The sequence below is a fragment of the Streptomyces flaveolus genome, assembly GCF_014648815.1.
In the GTDB taxonomy this organism is placed as follows: Bacteria; Actinomycetota; Actinomycetes; order Streptomycetales; family Streptomycetaceae; genus Streptomyces; species Streptomyces flaveolus.
Genome location: NZ_BMRV01000004.1, coordinates 127207 through 152133, shown reverse-complemented (window position 1 = coordinate 152133; position 24927 = coordinate 127207). Strand labels below are relative to the sequence as shown.

General features: G+C 71.4%; 23 protein-coding genes and 1 tRNA gene. 9 read left to right on the top strand and 15 right to left on the bottom strand.

The window, feature by feature from the left end; genetic code table 11:
• Window positions 1-148 precede the first annotated feature (148 nt).
• From IEZ05_RS11620 to IEZ05_RS11600, 5 genes are all read right to left on the bottom strand, one after another.
• Entirely contained in the window at window positions 149-502 is a 354-nt protein-coding gene (locus tag IEZ05_RS11620; protein ID WP_189229976.1) for a VOC family protein, read from the bottom strand.
• Between the two features lie 70 nt (window positions 503-572).
• Entirely contained in the window at window positions 573-1406 is an 834-nt protein-coding gene (locus IEZ05_RS11615) for a PIG-L family deacetylase (protein ID WP_189229975.1), read from the bottom strand.
• An 86-nt stretch (window positions 1407-1492) separates the two neighbouring features.
• Window positions 1493-1566, bottom strand: a tRNA-Pro gene (locus IEZ05_RS11610).
• Window positions 1567-1633: 67 nt separating this feature from the next.
• Window positions 1634-2383, bottom strand: coding sequence for a Pr6Pr family membrane protein (locus tag IEZ05_RS11605; protein ID WP_189229974.1), 750 nt, complete (start codon window positions 2381-2383; stop codon window positions 1634-1636).
• A 54-nt stretch (window positions 2384-2437) separates the two neighbouring features.
• Window positions 2438-3373, bottom strand: coding sequence for a metallophosphoesterase (locus IEZ05_RS11600; protein WP_189229973.1), 936 nt, complete (start codon window positions 3371-3373; stop codon window positions 2438-2440).
• Window positions 3374-3482: 109 nt separating this feature from the next.
• Between IEZ05_RS11600 and IEZ05_RS11595 the strand changes: the two genes are divergently transcribed.
• Window positions 3483-3947, top strand: coding sequence for a GatB/YqeY domain-containing protein (locus tag IEZ05_RS11595; RefSeq protein ID WP_189229972.1), 465 nt, complete (start codon window positions 3483-3485; stop codon window positions 3945-3947).
• 74 nt (window positions 3948-4021) lie between these two features.
• Here IEZ05_RS11595 and IEZ05_RS11590 read toward each other — a convergent pair whose 3' ends face one another.
• Window positions 4022-6274, bottom strand: a complete 2253-nt coding sequence (locus IEZ05_RS11590; RefSeq protein ID WP_189229971.1) for a transglycosylase domain-containing protein — start codon at window positions 6272-6274, stop codon at window positions 4022-4024.
• 459 nt (window positions 6275-6733) lie between these two features.
• On the opposite strand from IEZ05_RS11590, the gene wblA reads away from it, so the two are divergent.
• Complete coding sequence (gene wblA, locus IEZ05_RS11585; protein WP_188185285.1) at window positions 6734-7072, top strand: transcriptional regulator WblA; 339 nt, start codon at window positions 6734-6736, stop codon at window positions 7070-7072.
• A gap of 53 nt (window positions 7073-7125) precedes the next feature.
• On the opposite strand, the gene IEZ05_RS11580 is transcribed toward wblA, so the two are convergent.
• Window positions 7126-8505 carry an ArsA family ATPase gene (locus IEZ05_RS11580; RefSeq protein ID WP_189229970.1) on the bottom strand — a complete coding sequence of 460 codons (1380 nt, stop codon included), beginning with the start codon at window positions 8503-8505 and terminating at the stop codon, window positions 7126-7128.
• Window positions 8502-9479, bottom strand: coding sequence for an ArsA family ATPase (locus IEZ05_RS11575; protein WP_189229969.1), 978 nt, complete (start codon window positions 9477-9479; stop codon window positions 8502-8504). Before IEZ05_RS11575 ends, IEZ05_RS11580 begins: the two co-directional genes overlap by 4 nt.
• A 106-nt stretch (window positions 9480-9585) precedes the next feature.
• Between IEZ05_RS11575 and IEZ05_RS11570 the strand changes: the two genes are divergently transcribed.
• The 4 genes from IEZ05_RS11570 (at window position 9586) to IEZ05_RS11555 (ending at window position 12390) form a co-directional block, all read left to right on the top strand.
• On the top strand, window positions 9586-9747 hold the full coding sequence (locus IEZ05_RS11570; protein WP_003975360.1) for a DUF4177 domain-containing protein: 162 nt from the start codon (window positions 9586-9588) through the stop codon (window positions 9745-9747).
• Window positions 9744-10211 (top strand): RidA family protein, encoded by a 468-nt coding sequence (locus tag IEZ05_RS11565; RefSeq protein WP_189229968.1) that lies wholly within the window; start codon window positions 9744-9746, stop codon window positions 10209-10211. The genes IEZ05_RS11570 and IEZ05_RS11565 overlap by 4 nt, the downstream gene beginning before the upstream one ends.
• 434 nt (window positions 10212-10645) lie before the next feature.
• Window positions 10646-11551, top strand: a complete 906-nt coding sequence (locus IEZ05_RS11560) for an NUDIX hydrolase (protein WP_189229967.1) — start codon at window positions 10646-10648, stop codon at window positions 11549-11551.
• Window positions 11548-12390: an MBL fold metallo-hydrolase gene (locus tag IEZ05_RS11555; protein ID WP_189229966.1), complete on the top strand. Its 843-nt coding sequence runs from the start codon at window positions 11548-11550 to the stop codon at window positions 12388-12390. The genes IEZ05_RS11560 and IEZ05_RS11555 overlap by 4 nt, the downstream gene beginning before the upstream one ends.
• Window positions 12391-12396: 6 nt before the next feature.
• On the opposite strand, the gene IEZ05_RS11550 is transcribed toward IEZ05_RS11555, so the two are convergent.
• Window positions 12397-13071, bottom strand: coding sequence for a Crp/Fnr family transcriptional regulator (locus IEZ05_RS11550; protein ID WP_019329813.1), 675 nt, complete (start codon window positions 13069-13071; stop codon window positions 12397-12399).
• Window positions 13072-13440: 369 nt separating this feature from the next.
• On the opposite strand from IEZ05_RS11550, the gene nth reads away from it, so the two are divergent.
• Genes nth through IEZ05_RS11535 form a run of 3 tightly spaced genes read left to right on the top strand, consistent with a single transcriptional unit; the run spans window position 13441 to window position 16539 of the window.
• Window positions 13441-14532 carry an endonuclease III gene (nth, locus tag IEZ05_RS11545; RefSeq protein ID WP_308426924.1) on the top strand — a complete coding sequence of 364 codons (1092 nt, stop codon included), beginning with the start codon at window positions 13441-13443 and terminating at the stop codon, window positions 14530-14532.
• A gap of 52 nt (window positions 14533-14584) precedes the next feature.
• Window positions 14585-15292, top strand: a complete 708-nt coding sequence (locus IEZ05_RS11540) for an NUDIX hydrolase (RefSeq protein WP_189229964.1) — start codon at window positions 14585-14587, stop codon at window positions 15290-15292.
• 47 nt (window positions 15293-15339) lie between these two features.
• Window positions 15340-16539 (top strand): MarP family serine protease, encoded by a 1200-nt coding sequence (locus IEZ05_RS11535; protein WP_189229963.1) that lies wholly within the window; start codon window positions 15340-15342, stop codon window positions 16537-16539.
• Between the two features lie 36 nt (window positions 16540-16575).
• Here the strand turns inward: IEZ05_RS11535 and IEZ05_RS36315 are convergent, their stop codons facing one another.
• The 6 genes from IEZ05_RS36315 to IEZ05_RS11510 form a co-directional block, all read right to left on the bottom strand.
• The gene (locus IEZ05_RS36315; protein WP_225637763.1) at window positions 16576-16758 is read right to left on the bottom strand and encodes a hypothetical protein; all 183 of its coding nucleotides are present in this window, start codon (window positions 16756-16758) and stop codon (window positions 16576-16578) included.
• A gap of 127 nt (window positions 16759-16885) precedes the next feature.
• Window positions 16886-17836 carry an alpha/beta fold hydrolase gene (locus IEZ05_RS11530; protein ID WP_189229962.1) on the bottom strand — a complete coding sequence of 317 codons (951 nt, stop codon included), beginning with the start codon at window positions 17834-17836 and terminating at the stop codon, window positions 16886-16888.
• Window positions 17833-18321 (bottom strand): phage holin family protein, encoded by a 489-nt coding sequence (locus IEZ05_RS11525; protein ID WP_189229961.1) that lies wholly within the window; start codon window positions 18319-18321, stop codon window positions 17833-17835. The genes IEZ05_RS11530 and IEZ05_RS11525 overlap by 4 nt, the downstream gene beginning before the upstream one ends.
• A 102-nt stretch (window positions 18322-18423) precedes the next feature.
• Window positions 18424-19848 (bottom strand): Na+/H+ antiporter NhaA, encoded by a 1425-nt coding sequence (gene nhaA, locus IEZ05_RS11520; RefSeq protein ID WP_189229960.1) that lies wholly within the window; start codon window positions 19846-19848, stop codon window positions 18424-18426.
• A gap of 224 nt (window positions 19849-20072) precedes the next feature.
• Entirely contained in the window at window positions 20073-22028 is a 1956-nt protein-coding gene (gene acs, locus IEZ05_RS11515; RefSeq protein ID WP_189229959.1) for an acetate--CoA ligase, read from the bottom strand.
• A 218-nt stretch (window positions 22029-22246) separates the two neighbouring features.
• On the bottom strand, window positions 22247-24661 hold the full coding sequence (locus tag IEZ05_RS11510; protein WP_189229958.1) for a bifunctional SulP family inorganic anion transporter/carbonic anhydrase: 2415 nt from the start codon (window positions 24659-24661) through the stop codon (window positions 22247-22249).
• Window positions 24662-24927: the final 266 nt, after the last annotated feature.

Below are 24927 nucleotides of genomic sequence, written 5' to 3'. Positions count from 1 at the left end.
GCGACCGCGACGGGCAGCCCGAAGGTAGGCGGGAACCGATGAAGAACCTTTGAAGAACCCGTCCGCCGGTGATGAGGGATCAGGAACGGCGCGGCCGTGGGTGCTGCGCTTCAGCTCCGGCCCGACGACGCCGCTCCGGGGGAGTCGCCTACTGCTGCCGCCGGCCGAGGACGCAGAACTCGTTGCCTTCGGGATCGGCGAGTACCACCCACGACTGATCCCCCTGGCCGATGTCGACGCGCCGGGCGCCAAGAGCCACGAGACGGGCCACCTCGGCGTCCTGGTCGTCCGGCACGAAGTCGAGATGCAGCCGGCTCTTGGCCTTCTTGGGCTCGTCGAGCAGAACGAACTCCAGCCCCGGCGCGCGATCCGGCTCCGGCCGGATCGCGAACTCCACGTCGGACGTGTGCACCACGACCCACCCAAGAGCCTCGGCCCACCACTGACCCAGACCCGCCGGATCCGCCGCGTGCACGATCACGTTCTGCCATCTCAAGGTCATGACCCCGAGCTTAGGCCGCTCACTTGAGCACGGACCGGTCTTTTTCGGGGCTCGGCTCCGGGCGAGCGGATCAGCGCAGGCCGGCGAAGAGATCGTTCTCGGGTACGGCCTCGCCGGTGGCGTCCTGGACCCGTACGAAGGTCTCCACGCCCATCAACTCGCCGAACCTCTCCTTGCCCATCCTGAGGAAGAAGATGTTCTCGCCCTGGCTGGCGTGCGCGGCCAGCGCGTCGAACTTCTGGCCGCTGAACGCGGTGGTGTCCACCCACGTGGTGATCTCGTCGTCGGGGAGGCCGATCTCGGCCATCGCGGCGGTCTCGGCAGGGTCCGGCTCCGGCATGTCCGGATGGAACTCGCGCATGACCTCGCCGAACCGCTGCATCATCGAGCGGGGCATCGTGGTCCAGTACACCTTCGGCGTCAGCGCGGTCATCCGCAGCGCCGCCATCGTGATGCGGTGGGCCTGGATGTGGTCGGGGTGGCCGTAGAAGCCGTTCTCGTCGTAGGTGACGACCACGTCGGGCCGGTAGTGCCGCATGAGTTCCGCGAGCCGGGCCGCGCCCTCCTCCACGGGGGTCTGCCAGAAGGACTCCGGGGCGTCGTTGGTCGGCCAGCCCATCATCCCGGAGTCGGCGTAGTCCAGCGTCTCCAGGTCGCTGATCTTCAGGACGTCACAGCTCGCCTTGAGTTCCTGACGGCGCATCAGTGCGACGGCCGCCGGATCGTGCCCGGGATCGCCCGGCTTCACACCGCCCGGTCCGTCGCCGCAACCGCCGTCGGTGCACGTCACGAGGACCGTGCGGATGCCTTCCGCCGCGTACCGCGCGAGAACCCCTCCGGTTCCGGTGGCCTCGTCGTCGGGGTGGGCGTGCACTGCCATGAGCGTCAAGGGCCGGTCAGTCATCAAGCAGTCCTCCCGAACGATCTCCAGAAACCATTCAGGGGCCCGACCCGCGCTGCGGATCAGGCCCCTGAATGGTTACTTCACTGTCGGGGTGGCGGGATTTGAACCCACGACCTCTTCGTCCCGAACGAAGCGCGCTACCAAGCTGCGCCACACCCCGATTGTCACTGCTCGTCGCGGCGACGTCGTTTACTTTAGCCCACCGGCGCCCGGACACGAAATCGGGTTTACCAGCGGCGGCGCAGCGGGTCCGGGCGGATGTGGTCCAGCGCGACGAGCAGGACGGCCAGGGCGTAGACGGCGAGTCCCAGGAGGAGCGCGTTGCCCAGGACGCCCTTGTAGCCGTGCTGGTCGACGTCGAGGAAGGGGTAGAGGTAGCGGCCCTCGGTGCCGGGGAGGAGGAGCTCGCCGCGGGCCAGGGAGAAGCCCAGGTAGGCCAGGGGGTAGAGGAGCCACGCGGCGGCCTGGCGCAGGTGCAGGCGGCCGGGGCCGGTGAGCAGGAGCCAGTCCAGGGCCGCGGCGGCCGGCGTGACCGTGCACGTGAGCTGGACGGCGACGGCGTGCCACCCCGTGCCGCCGGCGCCGGCCACGGCGAACGGGCTCGTCGCGTCGGCCAGGAGCAGGTGGTGCACCAGGCCGGCGACGACGGCGTAGAGCAGCGCCGCGCCCGTCAGGGCGCCGGACAGGGGGCGCCCGGCGGACCAGGCGCGGCGGGCCGAGGCGACCATGACCAGGGCCAGCAGGATGCCGCTCTGGACCATGAAGTAGCTCAGGGCCCGGAGGGCCGGGCCGCCGAGGGTCAGCTCGAGCGCCGCGCCGGTCAGTGCCAGCAACGCGGTGAGCAGGCGGAAGCCGGCGGCCAGCGGGCGCCGGACCGGGGTCAGGACCGCGCTCGCCGGGACCGGTGAGGGCAGGAGCCTGGGCGGGCGCGGCACCGCGGGCAGGTCCGGGATGTCCCTGGGTATCGGAGCTGTCATGGCCTCACGCTAGGGAGGCCGGACATATCGGACCATACGGGTGGGCCGAGTGGGTTACCTCCGCTGCTCGCGCCCCACCAGTGTCAGCAGCGTCGCCTCGGGCGGGCAGGCGAAACGGACGGGGGTGTAGCGGTTGGTGCCGCAGCCCGCCGACACGTGGAGGTAGGCCGTGCGGCCCTGGGCCGTGTGCGTGGACAGGCCCTTCACGCGGTCCGTGTCCAGGTCGCAGTTGGTGACCAGCGCGCCGTAGAAGGGGATGCACAGCTGGCCGCCGTGGGTGTGGCCGGCGAGGATCAGGGGATAGTCGTCCGCCGTGAAGGAGTCCAGGACGCGCAGGTAGGGCGCGTGGACCACGCCCATCGAGAAGTCCGCCGCGCCCGACGGACCGCCCGCCACCTCCGCGTACCGGTCCCGCTTGATGTGCGGGTCGTCGAGGCCGGTCAGCTCGACCGACACCCCCTCGACCTTCAGCGTGCCGCGCGTGTTGGTGAGGTTCTGCCAGCCCGCCGCGTCGAAACCGTCCCGCAGGTCCTCCCACGGGTTGTGGACGGCGCCGACGGCGGGCGCGTTGCCGTTGAGGCCGTGGCGGCCCTGGGCCTTCTCCAGCAGGTACCGGGCGGGGTTGCGGAGCTTGGGGCCGTAGTAGTCGTTGGAGCCGAAGACGTAGGCGCCCGGGAACTCCATCAGGGGGCCCAGCGCGTCCAGCGTCTCCGGGACGCCCTCCGGGTCGGACAGGTTGTCGCCGGTGTTGATCACGAAGTCGGGGCGCAGCCCGGCCAGCGAGCGCAGCCAGCGCTGCTTCTTGCGCTGGCCGCCGACCATGTGGATGTCGGAGACCTGGAGCACGCGCAGCGGGCGCATCCCGGAGGGCAGGACGGGGATCGTCACCCGTCGGAGGCGGAAGGAACGGGCCTCGAAGCCCGCCGCGTAGGCCAGACCGGCGGCGCCAACCGCCGTGATTCCCAGGGGTACTCCGTATCGCGCGCGCATACCTCCATCGTGTCAGAAGCGGTGGCCGGAGCCGACCGCGCGGGGACTCGTCGCGGGGCCTGGTAAATCAGCGGGCGTCCTTCCTGCCGCACCTGCGACAATCGCACCCATGACCACGCTCAAGTCGAAGCTGCACGACGACCTCAACGCCGCGATCAAGGAGCGTGACGAGCTCCGCTCCTCGACGCTCCGGCTGACGCTCGCCGCGATCACCAAGGAGGAGGTCGCGGGGAAGGAGAAGCGGGAGCTCTCCGACGACGAGGTGCAGAAGGTGATCACTCGCGAGGCGAAGAAGCGCCGCGAGGCCGCCGACGCCTTCGCCCAGGGCGGCCGCCCCGAGCAGGCCGAGCGGGAGAAGGCGGAGGGCGAGGTGCTCGCCGCGTACTTGCCCAAGCAGCTGTCCGACGACGAGCTGAACGCGATCGTCGCCCAGGCCGTCGAGGAGGCCAAGGCGGCCGGTGCCGAGGGGCCGCGGGCCATGGGCGCCGTCATGAAGATCGTGAACCCGAAGGTGGCCGGGCAGGCCGAGGGCGGCCGGGTCGCCGCCGCGGTCAAGAAGCTGCTGGCCGGCTGAGCCGAGTCCGCTCGCACCGACGGCCCCCTTCCCGGTGAGGAAGGGGGCCGTCGGTGCGAGCGGGGTGCGGGGCCTCAGTCGCGTCGGCCGCCGGGGCCGTTCCCGCCGTTGCCCTGGCCCTGGAAGAGGTCGCCCCAGGCGCCTCCCGGGAAGCCGCCGTCGCCGCCGCCGTCGTCTCCCCCGTCGCCGCCGCCCCCGTTGTTCCGGCCGCCGCCGCCGCCGTCGCCCTTGTCCTTCTCCTTGTCCTTGCCCTTGTCGGCGTCGGGGATGTCGACGAGGGTGAAGTCGGGAGCGGGCTTGCCCTCCAGCGCGCCGGACATCATGTCCCGCCAGATCGGGCCGGGGACCGCGCCGCCGAAGACCTTGTCGTACGGGACGCCGCCGATGGTGATGTCGACCATCTGCCGCTCGTGCTTCGGGTCACCGACCCACACGGCGCCGGCGAGGTTGGGCGTGTAGCCCACGAACCACGCCGCGTAGCGCTCGTCCGTCGTACCCGTCTTGCCCGCGCTCGGACGGCTGCCGAGGCCGGCCTGCGTACCCGTACCGTCCTCGACGACGCCCTTGAGGAGCGTGTTGACGGTGTCGGCCGTGGTCTCGGACATGGCCCGCGAGCACGTGGACTTCGGCACCTCCAGCGACTTGCTCTTGTTCCCGATCCGCTGGCTGATCGACTCGATGGCGATCGGCGTGCAGTACATGCCGCGCGAGGCGAAGGTCGCGTACGCGCTCGCCATGGTCAGCGGGGACACCTCGGTGACGCCGAGCGCGATGGACGGGGTCTGCTCGAGCTTCTTGCCGTTGGCGCGCGCGACGCCCATCTTCTCGGCCATCTGCGTGACCGGGCAGATGCCGATGTCGCTGATCATCTGCACGTAGTAGGTGTTGACCGACTTGGCGGTCGCTTCCTTCATGTCGTACGGGCCGACCTCGGTCTCGTTCTCGTTGGTCAGCTCGACGCCCTTGTCGCTCCACGTCCTGCCGTCGCAGGCCGCGACCGGGGTCGGGTAGTCCATCTTGTACGGCGAGGAGTACTGCTTCGTCGCCGGCATCCCGCCCTCGAGGGCCGCCGCGGCCACGATCGGCTTGAACGTCGAGCCCGGCTGGAAGCCCGCGCCGCCGCCCATGGCCTGGTTCACCGACAGGTTGAGCGTCGTCTCGTGCTGCTTGACGTCGACGCCGTACGGGCGGGACTGGCCCATCGCGACGATCTTGCCGGTGCCGGGCTGGACGATGGTCGCTGCGGTCGCCACGTCGTCGCCCGAGTTGACGTGGTCCTTGATCGACTGCCGTACCGACTTCTGGGCCTGCGGGTCGAGGGTCGTGCGGATGGTCAGACCGCCCTGGTTCCAGACCTTGGCCCGGTCCTCCTTGGTCTTGCCGAAGACCGGGTCGCTCAGGAACACGGAGCGCACGTAGTCGCAGAAGAAGCTCGCGCCCTTCACGGCCGTGATGCAGCCGTTCTTGGGACGGCTGACCTTCAGCTCCAGCGGCGCCTTCTGCGCCTTGTCCGCCTCCGCCCGCGAGATGTCGCCGACCTCGGCCATACGCGCCAGCACCACGTTGCGCCGCTTGACGGCCTCGGCCTCGTCGTTGACCGGGTCGTAGCGGGTGGGCGACTGGACGATGCCGGCCAGGAGGGCGGACTCCTGGAGGTTGAGGTCCTTGGCACTCTTGGAGAAGTACCGCTGGGCGGCCGCCTCGACGCCGTAGGCCTGCTGGCCGAAGAAGGTGATGTTGAGGTAGTTCTCGAGGATCCTCTTCTTGCCCAGCTCCTCCTCGACCTGGATCGCGAACTTCAGCTCGCGGATCTTGCGGCCGATGGTCTGCTGGGTGGCCTGGGCGACCTTCGTCGGGTCGTCACCGGCCTCCTCGACGAAGACGTTCTTGACGTACTGCTGCGTGAGCGTGGACGCGCCCTCGGAGACCCCGCCGCTGCGGGCGTTCTTGTTGAGCGCGCGCAGCACGCCCTTCAGGTCGACCGCGCCGTGCTGGTAGAAGCGCGAGTCCTCGATGGCGACGATCGCCTTCTGCATGTACGGCGAGATGTCCTTCAGGCCGACCACCGTGCGGTCGCGCGAGTAGACGGAGGCGATGGTACCGCCCTCGGAGTCGAGGATGGTGGTGCGCTGGCTCAGCGGAGGAGTCTTCAGGTTGGCCGGGAGTTCGTCGAAACTCTCCACCGAACCCTTGGCCGCCAGCCCCAGCGCGCCCACGGCCGGCAGCGCGATGCCGGCCAGGACGGCTCCCGCGAGCACACTGACACCGAGGAACTTGGCGGCCTGCTGCGTTGGCGACAGACCACCGCCCGAGCGCTTCTTTGGCATGGAGGCAGCCTACGTTCTCATTCGCCGGACACGCGTATATGCCTTGGCCTAAGCTGCACTCAACTGTCACAGCAGTGAGGCCACGTATCAATACGTCCGGCGACCCCGAATCGTTCCGGGCCCGCTCGACTTCTTCCGAGAGGCCCCGCTGGGGGGCGCGTTGGTGTGTACGAGCGCGTGCCACGGCGTGGGGGGTGCGTGTCCGTATCCACCTTGTGTGTCACTTGGTGTCCGTTGTGGCGCAACAGAGATGACCCGAATGCCGGGATCGTCACGCATGTCGCCAGCTCACTCCCCCGGGTGATCTGCCGCTTACGCATAGTCCGTTCGGGCCATTCAAGATTGGGCCCGAAGGGGGTGTTGCGCTGTGCCCACCTTCCGTAACGTCCTCAACTGGCGGCGGTGAATATGCCGCTGCCGCCGTGGGGGAGCCTCGATTCGGGAGAGGACGGCGCCGGTATGGGCTGGGTAACCGACTGGAGTGCGCAGGCCGCCTGCCGCACTACCGATCCGGACGAACTGTTCGTTCAGGGAGCAGCGCAGAACAGGGCCAAGGCGGTGTGCACCGGATGTCCGGTGCGGACCGAGTGCCTGGCCGACGCGCTCGACAACCGCGTCGAGTTCGGCGTGTGGGGAGGCATGACGGAGCGGGAGCGCCGCGCACTGCTGCGCCGGCGGCCCACCGTGACCTCCTGGCGCCGACTGCTGGAGACGGCGCGGACGGAGTACGAGCGAGGGGCCGGCATCGTGCCCCTCGACGACGACGAGGTCTACGAGAACTACGCGGCCGTGGGCTGAGGCGGCCGGGGGCGTTCCTCGGAAGCGGACGCCCCGGTCGGGTCGGCGGTGGATCAGGCACCGGGCTCGGGCAGCTCGGGCCGGCCCGTCGCGAGCCGGTCCCCGATGTCCCGCAGCCCCGCGAGGTCGTGCACATCACCGGGCAGCGCGGCCACTTCGGTGACCGCCACCTCGGGGTGACGCGCGGTGAAGCGGTCACGCGTGCGCTGCTCGCGGGCCAGCAGGTGCATGCGCTCCGCGTGGAGCCTCAGCAGACCCGCGGTGAGCTGGTCGACGGACCGCTCCGGCGTGTCCGGAGCCTCGGGGGAGGGATCGGCGTGGGCGTCGGTCTCGCTTCCGGCGTGGGCCCCGGCGTGGGTTCCGGCAGCGGCTTCCGGGTCGGGCGCATCTGAACTGCCATACGTGTCGGGAGAGTTACGAACTCCAGCTTTCCCGTCGTCCTGATCCACAATGCGAGGATCCTCAAGATTTTCCGCGGCGGCGACCGCCCGCTCGGCCGACAGCCCGTCGGCCCCGCTGCCGTGGACACGGTTGAGCACCAGACCGGCGAGCGGCATGTCCTCGGCCGCCAGCCGCTCCACGAAGTACGCGGCCTCGCGCAGTGCGTCCCGCTCCGGGGCCGCGACCACCAGGAACGCCGTCCCCGGAGCCTGGAGCAGCTTGTAGGTGGCGTCCGCGCGGGTGCGGAACCCGCCGAACATGGAGTCCATCGCGGCCACGAACGTCTGGACGTCCTTCAGGAACTGCCCGCCGAGCACCTTCCCGAGGACGCCGGTCATCATCGACATGCCGACGTTCAGGAACTTCATGCCGGCCCGGCCGCCGACCTTCGCGGGGGCCAGCAGGACGCGGATCAGCTTGCCGTCGAGGAAGGACCCGAGGCGCTTCGGGGCGTCCAGGAAGTCCAGCGCCGAGCGGGACGGCGGCGTGTCGACGACGATGAGGTCCCATTCGTCCCGCGCCCGCAGCTGCCCCAGCTTCTCCATCGCCATGTACTCCTGCGTGCCCGCGAAGCCCGCCGAGAGCGACTGGTAGAAGGGGTTGCCCAGGATCGCGGCCGCCCGTCCGGGGTCCGCGTGCGCCTCGACGATCTCGTCGAAGGTGCGCTTCATGTCGAGCATCATGGCGTGCAGCTCACCGCCCGCCGAGTCGTCGACGCCCTTCACCCGGCGCGGGGTGTTGTCCAGCGAGTCGATACCCATGGACTGGGCGAGCCGCCGGGCCGGGTCGATGGTGAGGACGACCACTTTGCGGCCCCGCTCGGCCGCGCGCAGGCCGAGGGCCGCCGCGGTGGTCGTCTTGCCGACGCCGCCCGAGCCGCAGCACACCACGATGCGCGTCCTCGGGTCCTCCAGCAGCGGATCGACGTCCAGCACACGCGCGGCGGAGAGACGGCGGCCGCTCTCCCCCCGCCGATCCGGTTCCGGACTCATGCGATCCCCTGCTTCCGCAGCTCGGTGGCCAGTTCGTACAGGCCCGCCAGGTCCATTCCCTCGGCGAGCAGCGGCAGTTCGTGCAGCGGCAGGTCCAGCGCGCCCAGGGCCGCTCGCTGCTCCCGCTCCAGCGCGTACCGTTCCGCGTACTCGTCGGCCTGTGCCAGCAGCGGGTCCACCAGCCGCTCGGCGTGCCCGCCCCGCCGCGCCCCGCCGAGCCCGGCGTCGGACAGGGACCGCGCGAGTGCCGCGCGCGGCGTGCTCCGTACGAGTTCCAGATCGGTCGCGTCCAGCAGCGCGGGCCGGACCATGTTGACGATGACCCGCCCCACCGGCAGCCGGGCCGCGCGCAGCTCGGCGATGCCGTCCGCGGTCTCCTGGACCGGCATCTCCTCGAGGAGCGTCACCAGGTGCACGGCCGTCTCCCGCGACTTCAGCACCCGCATCACGGCCTGTGCCTGATTGTGTATCGGACCGACCTTGGCGAGCCCGGCGACCTCGTCGTTCACGTTGAGGAAGCGGGTGATGCGTCCGGTGGGCGGCGCGTCCATGACGACGTAGTCGTACGCGAACCGCCCGCTCTTGTCCTTGCGCCGCACCGCCTCGCAGGCCTTGCCGGTCAGCAGGACGTCTCTGACCCCGGGCGCGATGGTGGTCGCGAAGTCGATCGCGCCGAGCTTCTTCAGGGCCCGTCCGGCGCTGCCCAGTTTGTAGAACATCTGGAGGTAGTCCAGAAGGGCCAGTTCGGGGTCGATGGCCAGGGCGTACACCTCCCCGCCCCCGGGAGCGACGGCGATCTTCCGCTCCTCATAAGGCAGCGCTTCGGTTTCGAAGAGCTGCGCGATGCCCTGGCGACCCTCGACCTCGACGAGAAGCGCGCGCTTCCCCTCGGTGGCCAGGGCCAGCGCGAGGGCCGCGGCCACCGTGGTCTTGCCGGTTCCGCCCTTGCCGCTGACGACCTGGAGCCTGCTCACGTATTCGAGCGTAACCAGTCCGCCCGCGGAGTACGCCGGTGGCTGTGGAGAACGTGGCCGCGGTCGGCCGTCTGCCGGGCCTCGGGCAGCGGCTAGAGTCGGCCGCATGACCAAGTGGGAATACGCAACCGTGCCGCTGCTCGTCCATGCCACGAAGCAGATTCTGGACACCTGGGGCGAGGACGGCTGGGAGCTCGTCCAGGTCGTGCCCGGGCCGAACAACCCCGAGCAGCTCGTGGCCTACCTGAAGCGGGAGAAGCAGGCGTGAGCGCCGTCGAGGAGAAGCTGGCCGAGCTCGGCCTGACGCTGCCCGAGGTCGTCCCGCCGCTGGCCGCCTACCAGCCGGCCGTGCAGTCCGGCCGGTACGTCTACACCTCCGGCCAGCTGCCGATGGTGGACGGCAAGCTTCCGGTCAGCGGCAAGGTGGGCGGCGAGGTCACGCCGGAGGAGGCCAAGGACCTGGCCCGCACGTGCGCGCTGAACGCCCTGGCCGCGGTGAAGTCCGTCGCCGGTGACCTCGACCGCATCGCGCGCGTGGTCAAGGTCGTCGGCTTCGTCGCCTCCGCGACCGACTTCACCGGCCAGCCGGGCGTGGTCAACGGCGCCAGCGAACTGCTCGGCGCGGTCCTCGGCGACAAGGGCGTGCACGCCCGCAGCGCGGTCGGCGTGGCGGTACTGCCGCTGGACGCGCCGGTGGAGGTCGAGATCCAGGTGGAGCTCACCGAGGCGTGATCCGCCGGGGCGGACGCCCGACTCGGAGGCGGGTCGCGGTTTCGTCGTGCGTGCGGGCCGTCGGTGGCCGCTCGCGCAGTTCCCCGCGCCCCTGGAGGCACGTGCAGTGATCGCGCCCCGAAGGGGCGCGGGGAACCGCGCGACCAGCCGGCGTCGGCCCGCAGCCGCCGATGGGAGAGAACCCGGCCCTGTGCCGTCCGCCTGGTCCGGGGGTCCCGCGTCGCGACCCGGTGCCCGCCTCGGTGGCCCTGCGCCGTCCGCGCGTACCGGCTCCCACTTCGTACCGCTCCTCGGCGGCTGCGGCCGTCGGCTCCCGCTGGAGTGCCTGAGGAGACGAACCGGCTGTTCACCGACCGGTCGGCCCTCAGAGGCTGACGCCCGTCCGGTCCCGGGAGCCACTCGAACATCCGCCCGTCACCGGATAGCCTCCGGCCATGGCGAATGGTCAGTGGTACCCCCCGGAGTGGCCGGACCGCATCCGCGCGCTGGCGGACGGCACCCTCACCCCGGTCACCCCGAGACGCGCGGCCACCGTCATGCTCCTCAAGGACACCGGCACCGGCACCGCCGTCCACATGCTGCGCCGCCGCGCCTCGATGGCGTTCGCCGGGGGCGCGTACGCCTACCCGGGCGGCGGGGTCGACCCGCGCGACGACGACCGTGACATCGGCTGGGCGGGCCCCACGCGCGCGTGGTGGGCGGACCGGCTCGGCGTCGACGAGGCGGGCGCCCAGGCGATCGTCTGCGCGGCCGTGAGGGAGACGTACGAGGAGGCGGGCGTCCTGCTCGCCGGCCCCACCCCCGACTCGGTGGTCGGCGACACCACGGGCGCGGACTGGGAGGCCGACCGCGCGGCCCTGGTCGCCCGGGACCTGTCGTTCGCGGAGTTCCTGGACCGCAGGGGCCTCGTCCTGCGCTCCGACCTGCTGGGCGCCTGGGCCCGCTGGATCACCCCGGAGTTCGAGTCCCGGCGCTACGACACGTGGTTCTTCGTGGCCGCCCTCCCCGAGGGCCAGCGCACGCGCAACGCCTCCACGGAGGCCGACCGGACGGTGTGGATCACCCCGGCCGACGCGGCGGAGGGGTACGACAAGGGCGAGCTGCTGATGATGCCGCCGACCGTCGCGACCCTGCGCGCGCTCGCGCAGTGCGGTACGGCGGCCGAGGCGCTCGCGTCGGCGCCGGACCGCGACATGACGCCCGTACTGGCCCGGGCACGGCTGGTCGAGGGCGAGATCGAGCTCTCCTGGCCGGGGCACGACGAGTTCACCAAGCACGTCCCGGCCACCACGCCGACGCCGGCCACACCTTCCGACCCGACCGGGGGAGCCCCCGCATGACGGACGCAGCAGCACTGCCCGGCCAGCCGCGCGGCGGGGTCCTCTCGGGGCCCGCCACCGCGCGCGCGGTGAACGTCCTCGCGCCCAACGCCTCCGCGATGACACTGGACGGCACGAACACCTGGATCCTCGCCGAGCCCGACTCCGACCTGGCCGTCGTGGTCGACCCGGGCCCGCTGGACGACACCCACCTGCGGAACGTCGTCGACACCGCCGAGCGGGCGGGCAAGCGCGTCGCCCTCACCCTGCTGACGCACGGTCACCCGGACCACGCGGAGGGCGCCGCGCGCTTCGCCGAGCTGACGCGCACGAACGTACGGGCACTGGACCCGGCGCTGCGCCTGGGCGACGAGGGGCTGGCCGCGGGCGACGTGGTCACGGTCGGCGGCCTGGAGCTGAGGGTCGTCTCCACCCCGGGGCACACCGCGGACTCCCTGTGCTTCCATCTCCCGGCCGACCGGGCGGTCCTGACGGGCGACACCGTCCTGGGCCGCGGCACGACGGTGGTGGCCCACCCCGACGGCCGTCTCGGCGACTACCTGGACTCCCTGCGCAGGCTCAGGTCGCTCACGGCCGACGACGGCGTGCACACGGTGCTGCCCGGCCACGGGCCGGTCCTGGACGACGCCCAGGGCGCCGTCGAGTTCTACCTCGCCCACCGCGCCCACCGCCTCGCCCAGGTCGAGACGGCGGTGGAGGACGGCTACCGGACGCCGGGCGAGGTCGTCGCCCACGTGTACGCGGACGTCGACCGCTCACTGTGGCCGGCGGCGGAGCTGTCGGTGCGGGCGCAGCTGGAGTACCTGGGCGAGCACGGGCTCATCCAGCTGCCCGACTGAGGTCCGTCAGCGGGAGCGCTTGGCGAGCCGCTCCACGTCCAGCAGGATCACCGCGCGGGCCTCCAGCCGGAGCCAGCCGCGCTGGGCGAAGTCCGCCAGGGCCTTGTTGACCGTCTCGCGGGACGCGCCGACCAGCTGGGCCAGCTCCTCCTGCGTCAGGTCGTGCACGACGTGGATGCCTTCCTCGGACTGCACGCCGAAGCGGCGGGAGAGGTCCAGCAGGGCGCGGGCGACGCGGCCGGGGACGTCCGAGAAGACCAGGTCCGACATGGCGTCGTTGGTCTTGCGCAGCCGGCGCGCAACGGCGCGCAGCAGAGCGGTGGCGACCTCCGGGCGGACGTTCAGCCAGGGCTGGAGGTCGCCGTGGCCGAGGGCGAGCAGCTTGACCTCGGTCAGCGCGGTGGCGGTCGCCGTGCGCGGGCCCGGGTCGAAGAGCGACAGCTCGCCGATGAGCTCGCTCGGTCCGACGACGGCCAGCATGTTCTCGCGGCCGTCGGGGGACGTGCGGTGGAGCTTGACCTTGCCCTCCGTGACCACGTAAAGGCGGTCTCCGGGGTCGCCTTCGTGGAACAGCGAGTCGCCGCGGGCGAGGGTCACCTCACTCATGGAGGCGCGGAGCTCCGCGGATTGCTCGTCGTCGAGCGCCGCGAAGAGCGGGTTGCGCCGCAGAACGTCGTCCACGAGTTCTCTCCTTGTCGACCGGCTCAGAGGATCTTGTTCCCCCGGTGTACCAGGGGTCCGTGGTGCCCATTTTGCCGGACAGTCCAAACAGTGTGATCTGTCACAAGGATGCCGCACACATGTCCTGGGGTACGCGGCAGGGGTCCAATTGGACGCCGATCTTCAGGGTCCGGGGCGGATGTCGGTGCCGGGTCGTAGGCTGGCCGGGTGTCCGAATCGCCGGTGAGAGCACAGGCCTAGGGGGCTGCGCGGGTGGTTGTACGTCGCGATTCCGCTGTGGGCGAACAGGGCCCCGATGGCGGCAGGAAAACGGCGAAAACGACAAAGAAGGCGGCGCCTGCCAAGCGAGTGACCGCGGAGAAGGGTGCCTTGAAGAAGAACGCCGAGAAGGCGCCGGCCGCGGCAGCGGAGCAGGCGCCGGCGAAGAAGCCGGCCCCTGCGAAAAAAGCGCCGGCGAAGAAGGCGGCCCCCGCCAAGAAGGCGGCGTCGGCCGAGAAGCAGGCGCACGCCGAGAAGTCGGCCCCCGCGAAGAAGGCGCCCCCCGCCAAGAAGCCGGCAGCCGCCAGGAAGCAGGCGCAGCTCAAGAGGCAGGCGCCCGCCAAGAAGCCCGCCGTCGTCCCGGCGAAGGCCGCCGCCGCGGTCAGGGGCGTGGCCCCTGCGAAGACCATCGCCCCGCACTCCCCGCGGAACGAGTCGCGAACCGCCCTGGTCCGCCGGGCCCGCCGTATCGACCGCGAACTCGCCGAGGTGTATCCGTACGCCCACCCGGAGCTGGACTTCGAGAACCCCTTCCAGCTCCTGGTGGCCACGGTGCTCTCCGCCCAGACCACCGACCTGCGCGTCAACCAGACGACGCCCGCCCTCTTCGCCAAGTACCCCACCCCCGAGGACCTGGCCGCCGCCAACCCCGAGGAGGTCGAGGAGATCCTGCGCCCGACCGGCTTCTTCCGGGCCAAGACCAGGTCGGTCATAGGGCTGTCCAAGGCCCTCACGGAGGACTTCGGCGGCGAGGTCCCCGGACGCCTGGAGGACCTGGTCAAGCTGCCCGGTGTCGGCCGCAAGACCGCCTTCGTCGTGCTGGGCAACGCCTTCGGCCGCCCCGGCATCACCGTGGACACGCACTTCCAGCGCCTGGTGCGCCGCTGGCAGTGGACCGAGGAGACCGACCCGGACAAGATCGAGGCGGCCGTCGGCGCGCTGTTCCCCAGGAGCGACTGGACGGACCTGTCCCACCACGTCATCTGGCACGGCCGCCGCATCTGCCACGCCCGCAAGCCCGCCTGCGGGGCCTGCCCCATCGCCCCGCTCTGCCCGGCGTACGGCGAGGGCGAGACGGACCCCGAGAAGGCGAAGAAGCTGCTGAAGTACGAGAAGGGCGGCCTCCCCGGCCAGCGGCTCAAGCCCCCGCAGGCCTACCTGGACGCGGGCGGCACCCCGGCGCCGCCGCTGGGGGCCGGATGACGGAACGATCTCGGGGGCGTCGGGCGTTGGACACGGCAGAACGGGGGTGGCGATGACGCGGGCGGGCAACACTCAGGGCGTGGCGCTCAGCGAGGTGGGCCTGCCCGGCTGGCTGGAGCCGGTGGCACGGGCCGTTCGGACGGTCCGGCCGAGACAGCTGAGCCGCTTCCTCCCCCCGGCCGACGGCGCCGGGCGGCAGTCCGCCGTGCTGATCCTTTTCGGCGAGGGCAGAGCCGAGAGCGAGGGCGGTCGCGGCCCGGAGCTGCTGCTCATGGAGCGGGCCAGCTCCCTGCGCTCGCACGCGGGCCAGCCCTCGTTCCCCGGCGGCGCCCTCGACCCGGAGGACGGTGATCCGCAGGGGGAGGGGCCGCTGCGGGCCGCCCTGCGCGAGGCCGAGGAGGAGACCGGCCTCGATCCGGCCGGTGTGCAGCTCTTCGGGGCCCTGCCCAAGCTGTACATCCCGGTCAGCAGCTTCGTCGTCACGCCGGTGCTCGGCTGGTGGCGCGAGCCCAGCCCGGTCGGTGTCGTCGATCCGAACGAGACGGCGCGGGTCTTCACGGTCCCCGTGGCCGATCTCACGGACCCGGCCAATCGTGTCACCGCCGTCCACCCCCGCGGCCACCGAGGCCCGGCATTCCTGGTCGAATCGACCCTGGTGTGGGGCTTCACCGCCGGGATCATCGACCGGCTGCTGCACTTCGCGGGCTGGGAGCGGCCCTGGGACAGGGACAAGCAGGTCCCGCTGGACTGGCGGTCATGACAGGGTGACCGGTGTGAGCGTAGGACGACGAGGCGAGGCCTGAATCAGTGAACGTGCTGGACATCCTGCTGCTGCTGGCCGCCGTCTGGTTCGCGATCGTCGGCTACCGCCAGGGTTTCGTGGTCGGCATCCTGTCCGTGATCGGCTTCCTCGGCGGCGGTCTCGTCGCCGTCTACCTGCTGCCGGTCGTCTGGGACGCCCTGACGGACAACGCGGAGGTGAGTACGACCGCCGCCGTCGTCGCGGTCGTCGTCGTCATCATCTGCGCCTCCGTCGGCCAGGCCCTGACCACGCACCTGGGCAACAAGCTGCGCCGGTACATCACTTGGTCCCCGGCCCGGGCCCTGGACGCCACCGGCGGCGCCCTGGTCAACGTCGTCGCCATGCTCCTCGTCGCCTGGCTCATCGGCTCCGCCCTCGCCGGCACCACGCTGCCCACGCTCGGCAAGGAGGTCCGCAGTTCCAAGGTGCTGCTGGGCGTCTCCCGGGCTCTGCCCGCGCAGGCCGACACCTGGTTCGCGGACTTCTCCTCCGTCCTCGCGCAGAACGGCTTCCCGCAGGTCTTCAGCCCGTTCTCCAACGAGCCGATCACCGACGTCCAGCCGCCCGACCCGGCCCTCGTCAACAGCCCGGTCGCGACCCGCGCCAAGCGTTCCATCGTCAAGGTCACGGGCACGGCCACCGGTTGCGGCAAGGTGCTGGAGGGCACCGGATTCGTCTTCGCCGAGCGCCGCGTGATGACCAACGCCCATGTGGTGGGCGGCGTCGACGAGCCCACCGTGCAGATAGGCGGTGAGGGCCGCAAGTACGACGCGACGGTCGTCCTCTACGACTGGCAGCGCGACATCGCCGTACTCGACGTGCCGGAACTGCGCGCCCCCGCACTGCGGTTCACGGACGACGACGCGAACAGGGACGACGACGCGATCGTCGCGGGCTTCCCGGAGAACGGGGCGTACGACGTGCGGGCCGCGCGCGTGCGCGGGCGCATCACGGCCAGCGGCCCGGACATCTACCACCGCGACACGGTCCGCCGCGACGTCTACTCGCTGTTCGCGACCGTCCGTCAGGGCAACTCGGGCGGCCCGCTGCTGACGCCCGAGGGCGAGGTCTACGGCGTGGTCTTCGCCAAGTCCCTCGACGACCCGGACACCGGCTACGCGCTCACCGCGGACGAGATCCGCGAGGACATCGCCGAGGGCCGCGCCGCCAACCAGCAGGTGGACAGCGACAGCTGTGCGCTCTGAGGGAGTCCGGCTCCGTGGGCGTGAACCGCGTGGCGGTCAGGTACGCGGATGACGCAGGCGTACGGAGACCCAGCGGGCCCGGCGGCGCAGAATGCGCGGAATGCCCACTCGTAGATCGGTCCCCGCCAGTTGCGGGGTGCCGCCGCGTCGGTGGGTGCTCGCGCCGCTCGTGGAGCGGCCGTCGCGTGCTACGTCACTGTAGTCGTGCGTCCAGCCCATACCGGGACGTGTGCCCCCGCCCCAAGGTCGATAACCGCTCCCGGGCCCCTCAATTGGCCTATGCGCCGGGCAAGTGGCCGTTCATAGGACAAGCGTTCCGGTACGGATACCGGGCGAGTCCGTTCGGTCACCGATCGGGTTCGGGATCCTTCAGCCAGTTGATCAGTTCTGTGGAGAAAGCGACCGGATCCTCTTCGTGCGGGAAGTGCCCGAGTCCGTCGAACAACCGCCAGCGGTAGGGCGCTTCGACGTACTGACCGGATCCCGCCGCGCTCCGCGTCCGCATCACGGGGTCCAGCGAACCGTGCAGATGCAGCGTCGGCACCCGCACCGGCCGCTTCATGCGGCGGTAGAACTGGACGCCGTCGGGGCGGGCCAGCGAGCGGACCAGCCAGCGGTACGGCTCGACGGAGCAGTGCGCCGTGGACGGGATGCACATGGCCCGGCGGTAGACCTCCACCGCCTTCTCGTCCGGCAGCCGCGGCCCCGACCAGTCCTGGATGAGCCGGCCGACCAGCGCGCCGTCGTCCGCGGTCAGCTGCCGCTCCGGGATCCAGGGACGCTGGAAGCCCCAGATGTACGATCCCGCCCGGGTCTGCCGGACGTCCCCGAGCATGGCCGAGCGCCAGCGCCGGGGGTGGGGCATCGACGACACCGCGAGCCGCCGCACGAGCTTGGGCCGCATCGCCGCGGCCGTCCAGGCCAGGTAGCCGCCCAGGTCGTGGCCGACCAGCGCGGCGTCCGGCTCGCCGAGCGAGCGGATCACGCCGGTGATGTCCAGGGCGAGGCCCGCGGGGTCGTAACCGCGCGGCGTGCGGTCGCTGCCGCCGACGCCGCGCAGGTCCATGGCGACCGCGCGGAAACCGGCGTCGGCCAGCGCCGTCAGCTGGTGCCGCCAGGTCCACCAGAACTGCGGGAAGCCGTGCAGCAGCAGCACCAGCGGTCCGTCGCCGAGCTCGGCGATGTGGAAGCGGGCGCCGTTGGCGGCGACGTCCCGGTGGGTCACTTCGCGCCCGCCGGGGATGTCGGGTCGTACGACCGAGGTGGGTTGCGCCGATGGAGTGGCGGGGTCCGTCATGAGGACGAGCGTGCCACAGCCTCGATGGCCTCGGGGGACCGGTCGGCCGGCAGCTCCGGGCGCGGGTGCGGCTTGGCGTTCTGCAGGACGCCCGCCGACTGCTTCACGGAGGCGGCGACCTTCTGCGGGCCGCGGCCCTTCTTGGCCTTCTTGGCGAAGGTGATGCCGATCAGCGCGAGGAGGCCGGCGATCAGGACGTTCGCCGCGAAGGACAGCAGGAAGCAGACCGCGAGGTTCCAGCCGCTCCAGGTCCGGATCCCGTAGGCCAGGGCGAAGTTCAGCATCGGCAGCGAGAACACCAGGAGCAGGCCCGCCAGCGAGAAGGCGCCGCCGCTGGTCGCCCCGCGCTTGACGTCCTGCCTCAGCTGCGCCTTGGCCAGTGCGATCTCGTCGTGCACCAGCGCCGACAATTCGGTGGTCGCCGAGGCGAACAGCTGGCCGATGCTGCGTTCGGTGCCGACCGGGCTGCCGTCGGGTGCGCTCATCGCGGTCTCCCTCTTCTGCTGGCTTGCTGCGTACGGTTCCGTGGCGGTCGTCGTCTTCCGTCCGACTGCGTACGGTCCCGTCTTTTGTACCGTCAGGTCAGATCATGCCGGACCGTCGCCCTCATCGCCTGCCCCGCCCGGCACTTCGGCAAGCCGCGCCGTCTCCTTCTCCTCGGCGATCCGCCGGTGTTCGGCGGCCTTCCGCTCGTAGATGGCCGCCATCCGCAGGTGGTACGCCGGGTCGTCCTCCTCGTAGATGTCCGGTACACCGCTGAGGTCGTCGTCGCGCTCCTCGGCCTCGATCATCCGGCGGTACTTGGCGTTCCGGATCTTCAGCAGCACGGTCGCCAGGGTCGCCGCGATGACCGATCCGGCCAGGACGGCCGCCTTGACCTCGTCGGTCATCGTCGCTTCGCCCTCGAAGGCCAGCTCGCCGATGAGCAGGGAGACGGTGAACCCGATGCCGGCCAGGGTCGCCACCGCGAACACGTCGGCCCAGGCGAGGTCGTCGCTGAGCGAGGCCCGGGTGAAGCGCGCGGTGAGCCAGGTGCCGCCGAAGATGCCGAGCGCCTTGCCGAGGACGAGACCGAGCACGACGCCGAGCGTCTCCGGCTTGGTGAACACGTCGGCCAGCGCGCCGCCCGAGAGGGCCACGCCCGCGCTGAACAGCGCGAACAGCGGGACCGCCAGGCCGGCCGACAGCGGGCGCACGAGGTGCTCGATGTGCTCACCGGGGGAGTGTTCCTCGCCCTCGCGGGTGTGGCAGCGCAGCATCAGGCCCATCGCGACGCCCGCGATGGTGGCGTGGACGCCGCTGTTGTACATCAGGCCCCAGATGACGAGACCGAGCGGGACGTACACGTACCAGCCGCGCACGCCTTTGCGGAGCAGCAGCCAGAAGACGGCGAGGCCGACGGCCGCACCGCCGAGCGCGGCGAAGTTCAGGCTGTCCGTGAAGAAGACGGCGATGATCAGGATCGCGAAGAGGTCGTCGACGACGGCGAGCGTCAACAGGAAGGCGCGCAGGGCGCTGGGCAGGGACGTGCCGATGACGGCGAGGACGGCGAGCGCGAAGGCGATGTCGGTCGCGGTGGGCACGGCCCAGCCGGCCAGTGATCCGCCGCCCGCGGCGTTGGTGAGCGTGTAGACGACCGCCGGTACGGCCATGCCGCACAGGGCCGCCACCACGGGCAGCGCGGCGGCCTTCGGGTCCTTGAGGTCGCCGGCGACCAGCTCGCGCTTGAGCTCGATCCCGGCGACGAAGAAGAAGACGGCCAGCAGTCCGTCCGCCGCCCAGTGCTCGACGGACAGATTCAGGCCGAGGGCCCCGGGGCCGAAGTGGAAGTGGCTGACGCTCTCGTAGCTGTCGTGGAGCGCCGGGATGTTCGCCCAGATCAGCGCGGCGACCGCGGCGACGAGCAGCAGGACCCCGCCGACGGTCTCGGTGCGCAGGGCGTCCGTGAGGTAGGTCCGCTCCGGCAGGGACAGCCGGCCGAAGGCCTTGCGGGGGGTGCGGGGCGACGTCACGGGGGACCTCCGGTCGATGGGCAGCACGGAACACGTGCCGACCAGACTTCCCGGCGCACCATGAGGATCTTGTTGTGACTCTTACGCGTTCCTTAGCTTACCTAACGGGTCGCTCCGGCGCGAACGGGCTGGACGGTGCTCGCGCCGCGGACGCCCCCGTGCGAAGGGGCACCCGGCGGATCTCCCGCCGAGTGCCCCTCGGTCCGCTGCTTCAGTCCTGCGGATCAGTCCTCGCTGGGTGCCGCCGGGAGCTTGTCCTGGATCAGCTGCATCACGCTGCTGTCGGTCAGGGTGGTGACGTCGCCCAGGGCCCGGTTCTCCGCCACGTCGCGCAGCAGGCGGCGCATGATCTTGCCCGAGCGGGTCTTGGGCAGCTCGGCCACCGGCAGGATCCGCTTGGGCTTGGCGATCGGGCCGAGGGTGGCGCCGACGTGGTTGCGCAGCTCGGCGACCAGGTCGTCGGTCTCCGAGGCCGTGCCGCGCAGGATCACGAAGGCCACGATGGCCTGGCCGGTCGTCTCGTCCGCCGCGCCGACCACGGCCGCCTCGGCGACCGACGGGTGGGAGACGAGGGCCGACTCGACCTCGGTGGTGGAGATGTTGTGCCCGGACACGAGCATCACGTCGTCCACGCGGCCGAGCAGCCAGATGTCGCCGTCGTCGTCCTTCTTGGCGCCGTCCCCGGCGAAGTACTTGCCCTCGAACCGCGACCAGTACGTGTCGATGAACCGCTGGTCGTCGCCCCAGATGGTGCGCAGCATCGACGGCCACGGCTCGGTGAGGACCAGGTAGCCGCCACCGCCGTTGGGCACCTCGTTCGCCTCGTCGTCGACGACGGTGGCGGAGATTCCGGGCAGCGGGCGCTGGGCGGAGCCGGGCTTGGCCTCGGTGACGCCGGGCAGCGGCGAGATCATCATCGCGCCGGTCTCGGTCTGCCACCAGGTGTCGACGACCGGCGTGGCGTCGGCGCCGATGGTCCTGCGGTACCAGATCCACGCCTCGGGGTTGATCGGCTCGCCCACCGAGCCGAGCACGCGCAGGGAGGACAGGTCGAACTTCGCGGGGATGTCGTCGCCCCACTTCATGAACGTCCGGATCGCGGTGGGCGCGGTGTAGAGGATCGTCACGCCGTACTTCTGCACGATCTCCCAGAAGCGGCCCTGGTGCGGGGTGTCCGGGGTGCCCTCGTACATCACCTGGGTCGCGCCGTTGGCGAGCGGGCCGTAGACGATGTACGAGTGCCCGGTGACCCAGCCGACGTCGGCGGTGCACCAGTAGACGTCGGTCTCCGGCTTGAGATCGAAGACCGCCCAGTGCGTGTACGCCGTCTGCGTGAGGTAGCCGCCGGAGGTGTGCAGGATGCCCTTGGGCTTGCCCGTCGTGCCGGACGTGTACAGGATGAACAGCGGGTTCTCGGCGTCGAACGCCTCCGGCGTGTGCTCCGGGGACTGCCGGTCGACGATCTCGTGCCACCACGTGTCGCGGGAGTCGTCCCACGCGACGTCCTGGCCGGTGCGGCGGACGACGAGGACGTGCTCGACGGTGCCGGCACGCTCGGCCGCCTCGTCGACGGCGGGCTTGAGCGCGGAGGGCTTGCCGCGCCGGTAGCCGCCGTCGGAGGTGATGACGACGCGGGCGTCGGCGTCCTGGATGCGGGTCGCGAGCGCGTCGGAGGAGAAGCCGCCGAAGACGACCGAGTGGGCGGCACCGATCCGGGCGCAGGCCAGCATCGCGATCGCCGTCTCCGGGATCATCGGCATGTAGACGGCGACCCGGTCGCCCTTGCGCACACCGAGCTCCAGCAGGGCGTTGGCGGCCTTGGAGACCTCGTCCTTGAGCTGGGCGTAGGTGATGGCGCGGCTGTCGCCGGGCTCGCCCTCGAAGTGGATGGCGACCCGGTCGCCGTGCCCGGCCTCCACATGCCGGTCGACGCAGTTGTAGGCGACGTTGAGCTTGCCGTCCTTGAACCACTTGGCGAACGGCGGGTTCGACCAGTCCAGGGTCTCGGTCGGCTCCTGCGCCCAGCTCAGTCGGCGGGCCTGCTCGGCCCAGAAGCCGAGCCTGTCAGCCTTGGCCTGTTCGTACGCCTCTGCCGTGACGTTGGCGTTCGCGGCCAGGTCGGCGGGGGGTGCGAACCTGCGTTCTTCCTTGAGCAGGTTGGCCAAGGAATCGTTGCTCACGACATCTCCCTTTCTCAGGGTTGTCCGTTGTGTCCCAGGCCACACCTCATCAGACCCGAGGGGCCGATGACAAGGGTCGACGGGCAATTGGTTTAGACCTGTCAGGGCTGTCCGCCGTCTCCGTGGCCAGTGGTCATCCGTACCCACGGGCGCCGACGGCGCGGGGTTCAGCGTGTGTAACGCCTCTCACACTCCGCGCCCGTCGGCTCTCGTACGGCTCAGGCGGTCAGGTCGGTCTCCCGCACCAGCTCGAACCGCCCGGCCCCGTCCCCCTCGGTGAGCAGGTACGCCTGGGCCTCGCCCACGTGGAAGTACATGCCGTGCAGCTCCAGCTCCCCGGCGGCCAGCGCCCGGGACACCGATCCGTGGGCGCGCAGATGCTCCAGTTGCTGGACCACGTTGGCCAGGCAGAGCTGCTCGGCGGCGTCGGCGGGGCGCCGTCCCGCCAGCCGGGTCCAGGACTCCTCGTCCTCGGTCAGACGCCGCAGGCTCGGAGCCCCGTGCCGCAGCCACCGCTTGAGCGGCGTCTGCGGGCCCCCGGGCTCGGTGCTGAGCAACGCCTGCATGGCACCGCACCCCGAGTGGCCGCACACCGTGATGGACCGCACCTTCAGCACGTCCACCGCGTACTCGATCGCGGCGGCGACCGAGTCGTCACCGCCCTCCTCGCCGGGCAGCGGCACGAGGTTGCCCACGTTGCGCACGACGAAGAGGTCGCCGGGGCCGCTGGAGGTGATCATCGACGTGACCAGCCGGGAGTCGGCGCAGGCCAGGAACAGCTGGGAGGGCTGCTGCCCTTCGCGCGCCAGCCGGGCCAGCTCGCCGCGCACCAGTGGGGCGGTGTTGCGGTGGAAGGCGCTGATGCCGCGCGCCAGTTCGCGTCCGCTGGACCCGCTACGACTCGCTCTGCCGAGCTGGTCGGGCCCGGGGGTGTCACCGGTACCGCCGGTGCCGTCCGTCCCGTCGGCCCCGGGCTGCCGGGCGCCGTCGGGCGAGGGCGCGGGTGCCGTCTGCGGGCGTTCGCACTGGTGGTTGCGCCAGGGCGTCCAGGGGCGGCAGCGGCAGCCGTCCGTGTCGGCCGGCTCGGAGATGCGGAGCCCGGGGCGACGCCCGGTGATCTCGACGGAGCCGCCCTGCGCGGTGTGCGTCTTCTGCCAGTCCTGCAGCGTCTCGTACGCCGCGTGGTCCATGAACGATCCGTCCAACTCCACGACGGCGTCGGCACCGTGAGGCACCTGGTGCAGGACTCTGCTGAGCCGAGGCACCGCCAGGAACGTCAACTGGCCCCGGACGTGTACGTGGTGGACTCCTTCCGTGTCGACGTGCCTGATGCGGGTGCGGGTCAGCCGGTGCAGGGCGACTCCGACGGCCACGGCGATGCCCAGTGCGACGCCCTCCAGGACGCCGAAGAACACCACGCCGCAGGTGGTGACGGCGTAGACCAGGACCTCTCGGTGGCGGGTCACCGTGCGGATGTGGTTCAGGGACACCATCTTGAGGCCGACGGCCATGACCAGGGCGGCGAGCGAGGCGAGCGGGATGAGCTCCAGGGCCGGGACCATCAGCAGCGCGGCGATCACCACGAGACCGCCGTGCAGGATCGTGGAGTTCCGGCTGACGGCGCCCGCCTGCACATTCGCCGAGCTGCGTACCGCCACGCCGGCGATGGGCAGACCCCCGAGGGTTCCGGAGACGACGTTGGCGGCGCCCTGGCCGAGCAGTTCGCGGTCCAGGTCGGAGCGTTCGACGCGGCCGGTCGGACCCGGCCGGGCGGCGACGAGCTTGTCCACGGCGACCGCGCCGAGCAGGGACTGCACGCTGCACACGAGCGTGGTGGTGAGGACGGCGGCGACGAGCCCGAGCACCGGACCGTCGGGCAGCGTGGCCAGGGCGTGGCTGCTCCAGGAGGGCAGGTCGACCTTGGGCAGCCGGAGTCCGGCGAGGGCGGCGACCGCGGTGGCACCGGCGACGGCGACCAGGGCGGCGGGCACCTTGCCCAGGAGCTGCCCGGCCCGGCCGGGGACGCGGGGCCAGAGCAGCAGCAGGGTCAGGGTCAGCACGCTCACCGCCAGGTCGGCGGGCTGCACGTCCGCCAACTGGGCGGGCAGTGCGCGCAGGTTGTCGGGAACCGCGCTCTGCGGCGTGCCGCCGAGGACGATGTGCAGCTGGGCGACGGCGATGGTGACGCCGATGCCGGCGAGCATGCCGTGCACGATGGCGGGGCTGACGGCGAGGGCGGTGCGTGCCACGCGCAGACAGCCCAGGCCCAGCTGGGCGAGCCCGGCGAAGACGGTGATGGCGCAGGTCGTACGCCAGCCGTAGCGGTGGATGAGGTCGGCGGTGACCACGGTGAGTCCGGCCGCGGGTCCGCTGACCTGGAGCGGGCAGCCACCGAGCCGCCCGGCGACGATCCCGCCCACCGCGGCGGCGACGAGGCCGGCCTGGAGGGGCGCGCCGGTGGCGAGGGCGATGCCCAGGGACAGGGGGAGGGCGATCAGGAAGACCGCGATCGAGGCCGAGACGTCGGCGCCCGCGATGCGGAATCGCCGGGGGCGCTCGGGCGGTGGGCTGTGGGGTGGGTGGACGTGCTTGGTCCGGGCCGAATCGGCGCGGGCGGGGACGCAGGCTGACATGTTTCCCGTCTCCTCCGGGGCTGCGCGGTCGCGGTCAGGGGTGGTCCCCCGCTCGGCGGGGGCGGTGTCGCGGCCGTGGGTCACGGCGTACAGCGGCGGGACGCCTGAGCACTCGGTGAATGCGCTCAGTAAACGGATCGTAATTCAGAGTAAAGAGGAGGCATAGACTTTTCGCGCATATGGAGTAATAGGCCGCTCTGGCGAGTGAATCAGTCTTTTCATCGGCTTGTCGTACTAATTCCTTCTCGGACTCGTGCCACCTTGAC

Coding starts and splice junctions, on each gene's coding strand:
- IEZ05_RS11600 (WP_189229973.1), bottom strand. CDS start 3,373: ATGCGCGCGCGATACGGAGTACCCCTGGGAATCACGGCGGTTGGCGCC.
- IEZ05_RS11620 (WP_189229976.1), bottom strand. CDS start 502: ATGACCTTGAGATGGCAGAACGTGATCGTGCACGCGGCGGATCCGGCG.
- IEZ05_RS36315 (WP_225637763.1), bottom strand. CDS start 16,758: ATGGGCTGGACGCACGACTACAGTGACGTAGCACGCGACGGCCGCTCC.
- IEZ05_RS11595 (WP_189229972.1), top strand. CDS start 3,483: ATGACCACGCTCAAGTCGAAGCTGCACGACGACCTCAACGCCGCGATC.
- IEZ05_RS11555 (WP_189229966.1), top strand. CDS start 11,548: ATGACGGACGCAGCAGCACTGCCCGGCCAGCCGCGCGGCGGGGTCCTC.
- IEZ05_RS11560 (WP_189229967.1), top strand. CDS start 10,646: ATGGCGAATGGTCAGTGGTACCCCCCGGAGTGGCCGGACCGCATCCGC.
- IEZ05_RS11540 (WP_189229964.1), top strand. CDS start 14,585: ATGACGCGGGCGGGCAACACTCAGGGCGTGGCGCTCAGCGAGGTGGGC.
- IEZ05_RS11510 (WP_189229958.1), bottom strand. CDS start 24,661: ATGTCAGCCTGCGTCCCCGCCCGCGCCGATTCGGCCCGGACCAAGCAC.
- IEZ05_RS11525 (WP_189229961.1), bottom strand. CDS start 18,321: ATGAGCGCACCCGACGGCAGCCCGGTCGGCACCGAACGCAGCATCGGC.
- IEZ05_RS11615 (WP_189229975.1), bottom strand. CDS start 1,406: ATGACTGACCGGCCCTTGACGCTCATGGCAGTGCACGCCCACCCCGAC.
- IEZ05_RS11605 (WP_189229974.1), bottom strand. CDS start 2,383: ATGACAGCTCCGATACCCAGGGACATCCCGGACCTGCCCGCGGTGCCG.
- IEZ05_RS11570 (WP_003975360.1), top strand. CDS start 9,586: ATGACCAAGTGGGAATACGCAACCGTGCCGCTGCTCGTCCATGCCACG.
- IEZ05_RS11530 (WP_189229962.1), bottom strand. CDS start 17,836: ATGACGGACCCCGCCACTCCATCGGCGCAACCCACCTCGGTCGTACGA.
- IEZ05_RS11580 (WP_189229970.1), bottom strand. CDS start 8,505: ATGAGTCCGGAACCGGATCGGCGGGGGGAGAGCGGCCGCCGTCTCTCC.
- wblA (WP_188185285.1), top strand. CDS start 6,734: ATGGGCTGGGTAACCGACTGGAGTGCGCAGGCCGCCTGCCGCACTACC.
- IEZ05_RS11590 (WP_189229971.1), bottom strand. CDS start 6,274: ATGCCAAAGAAGCGCTCGGGCGGTGGTCTGTCGCCAACGCAGCAGGCC.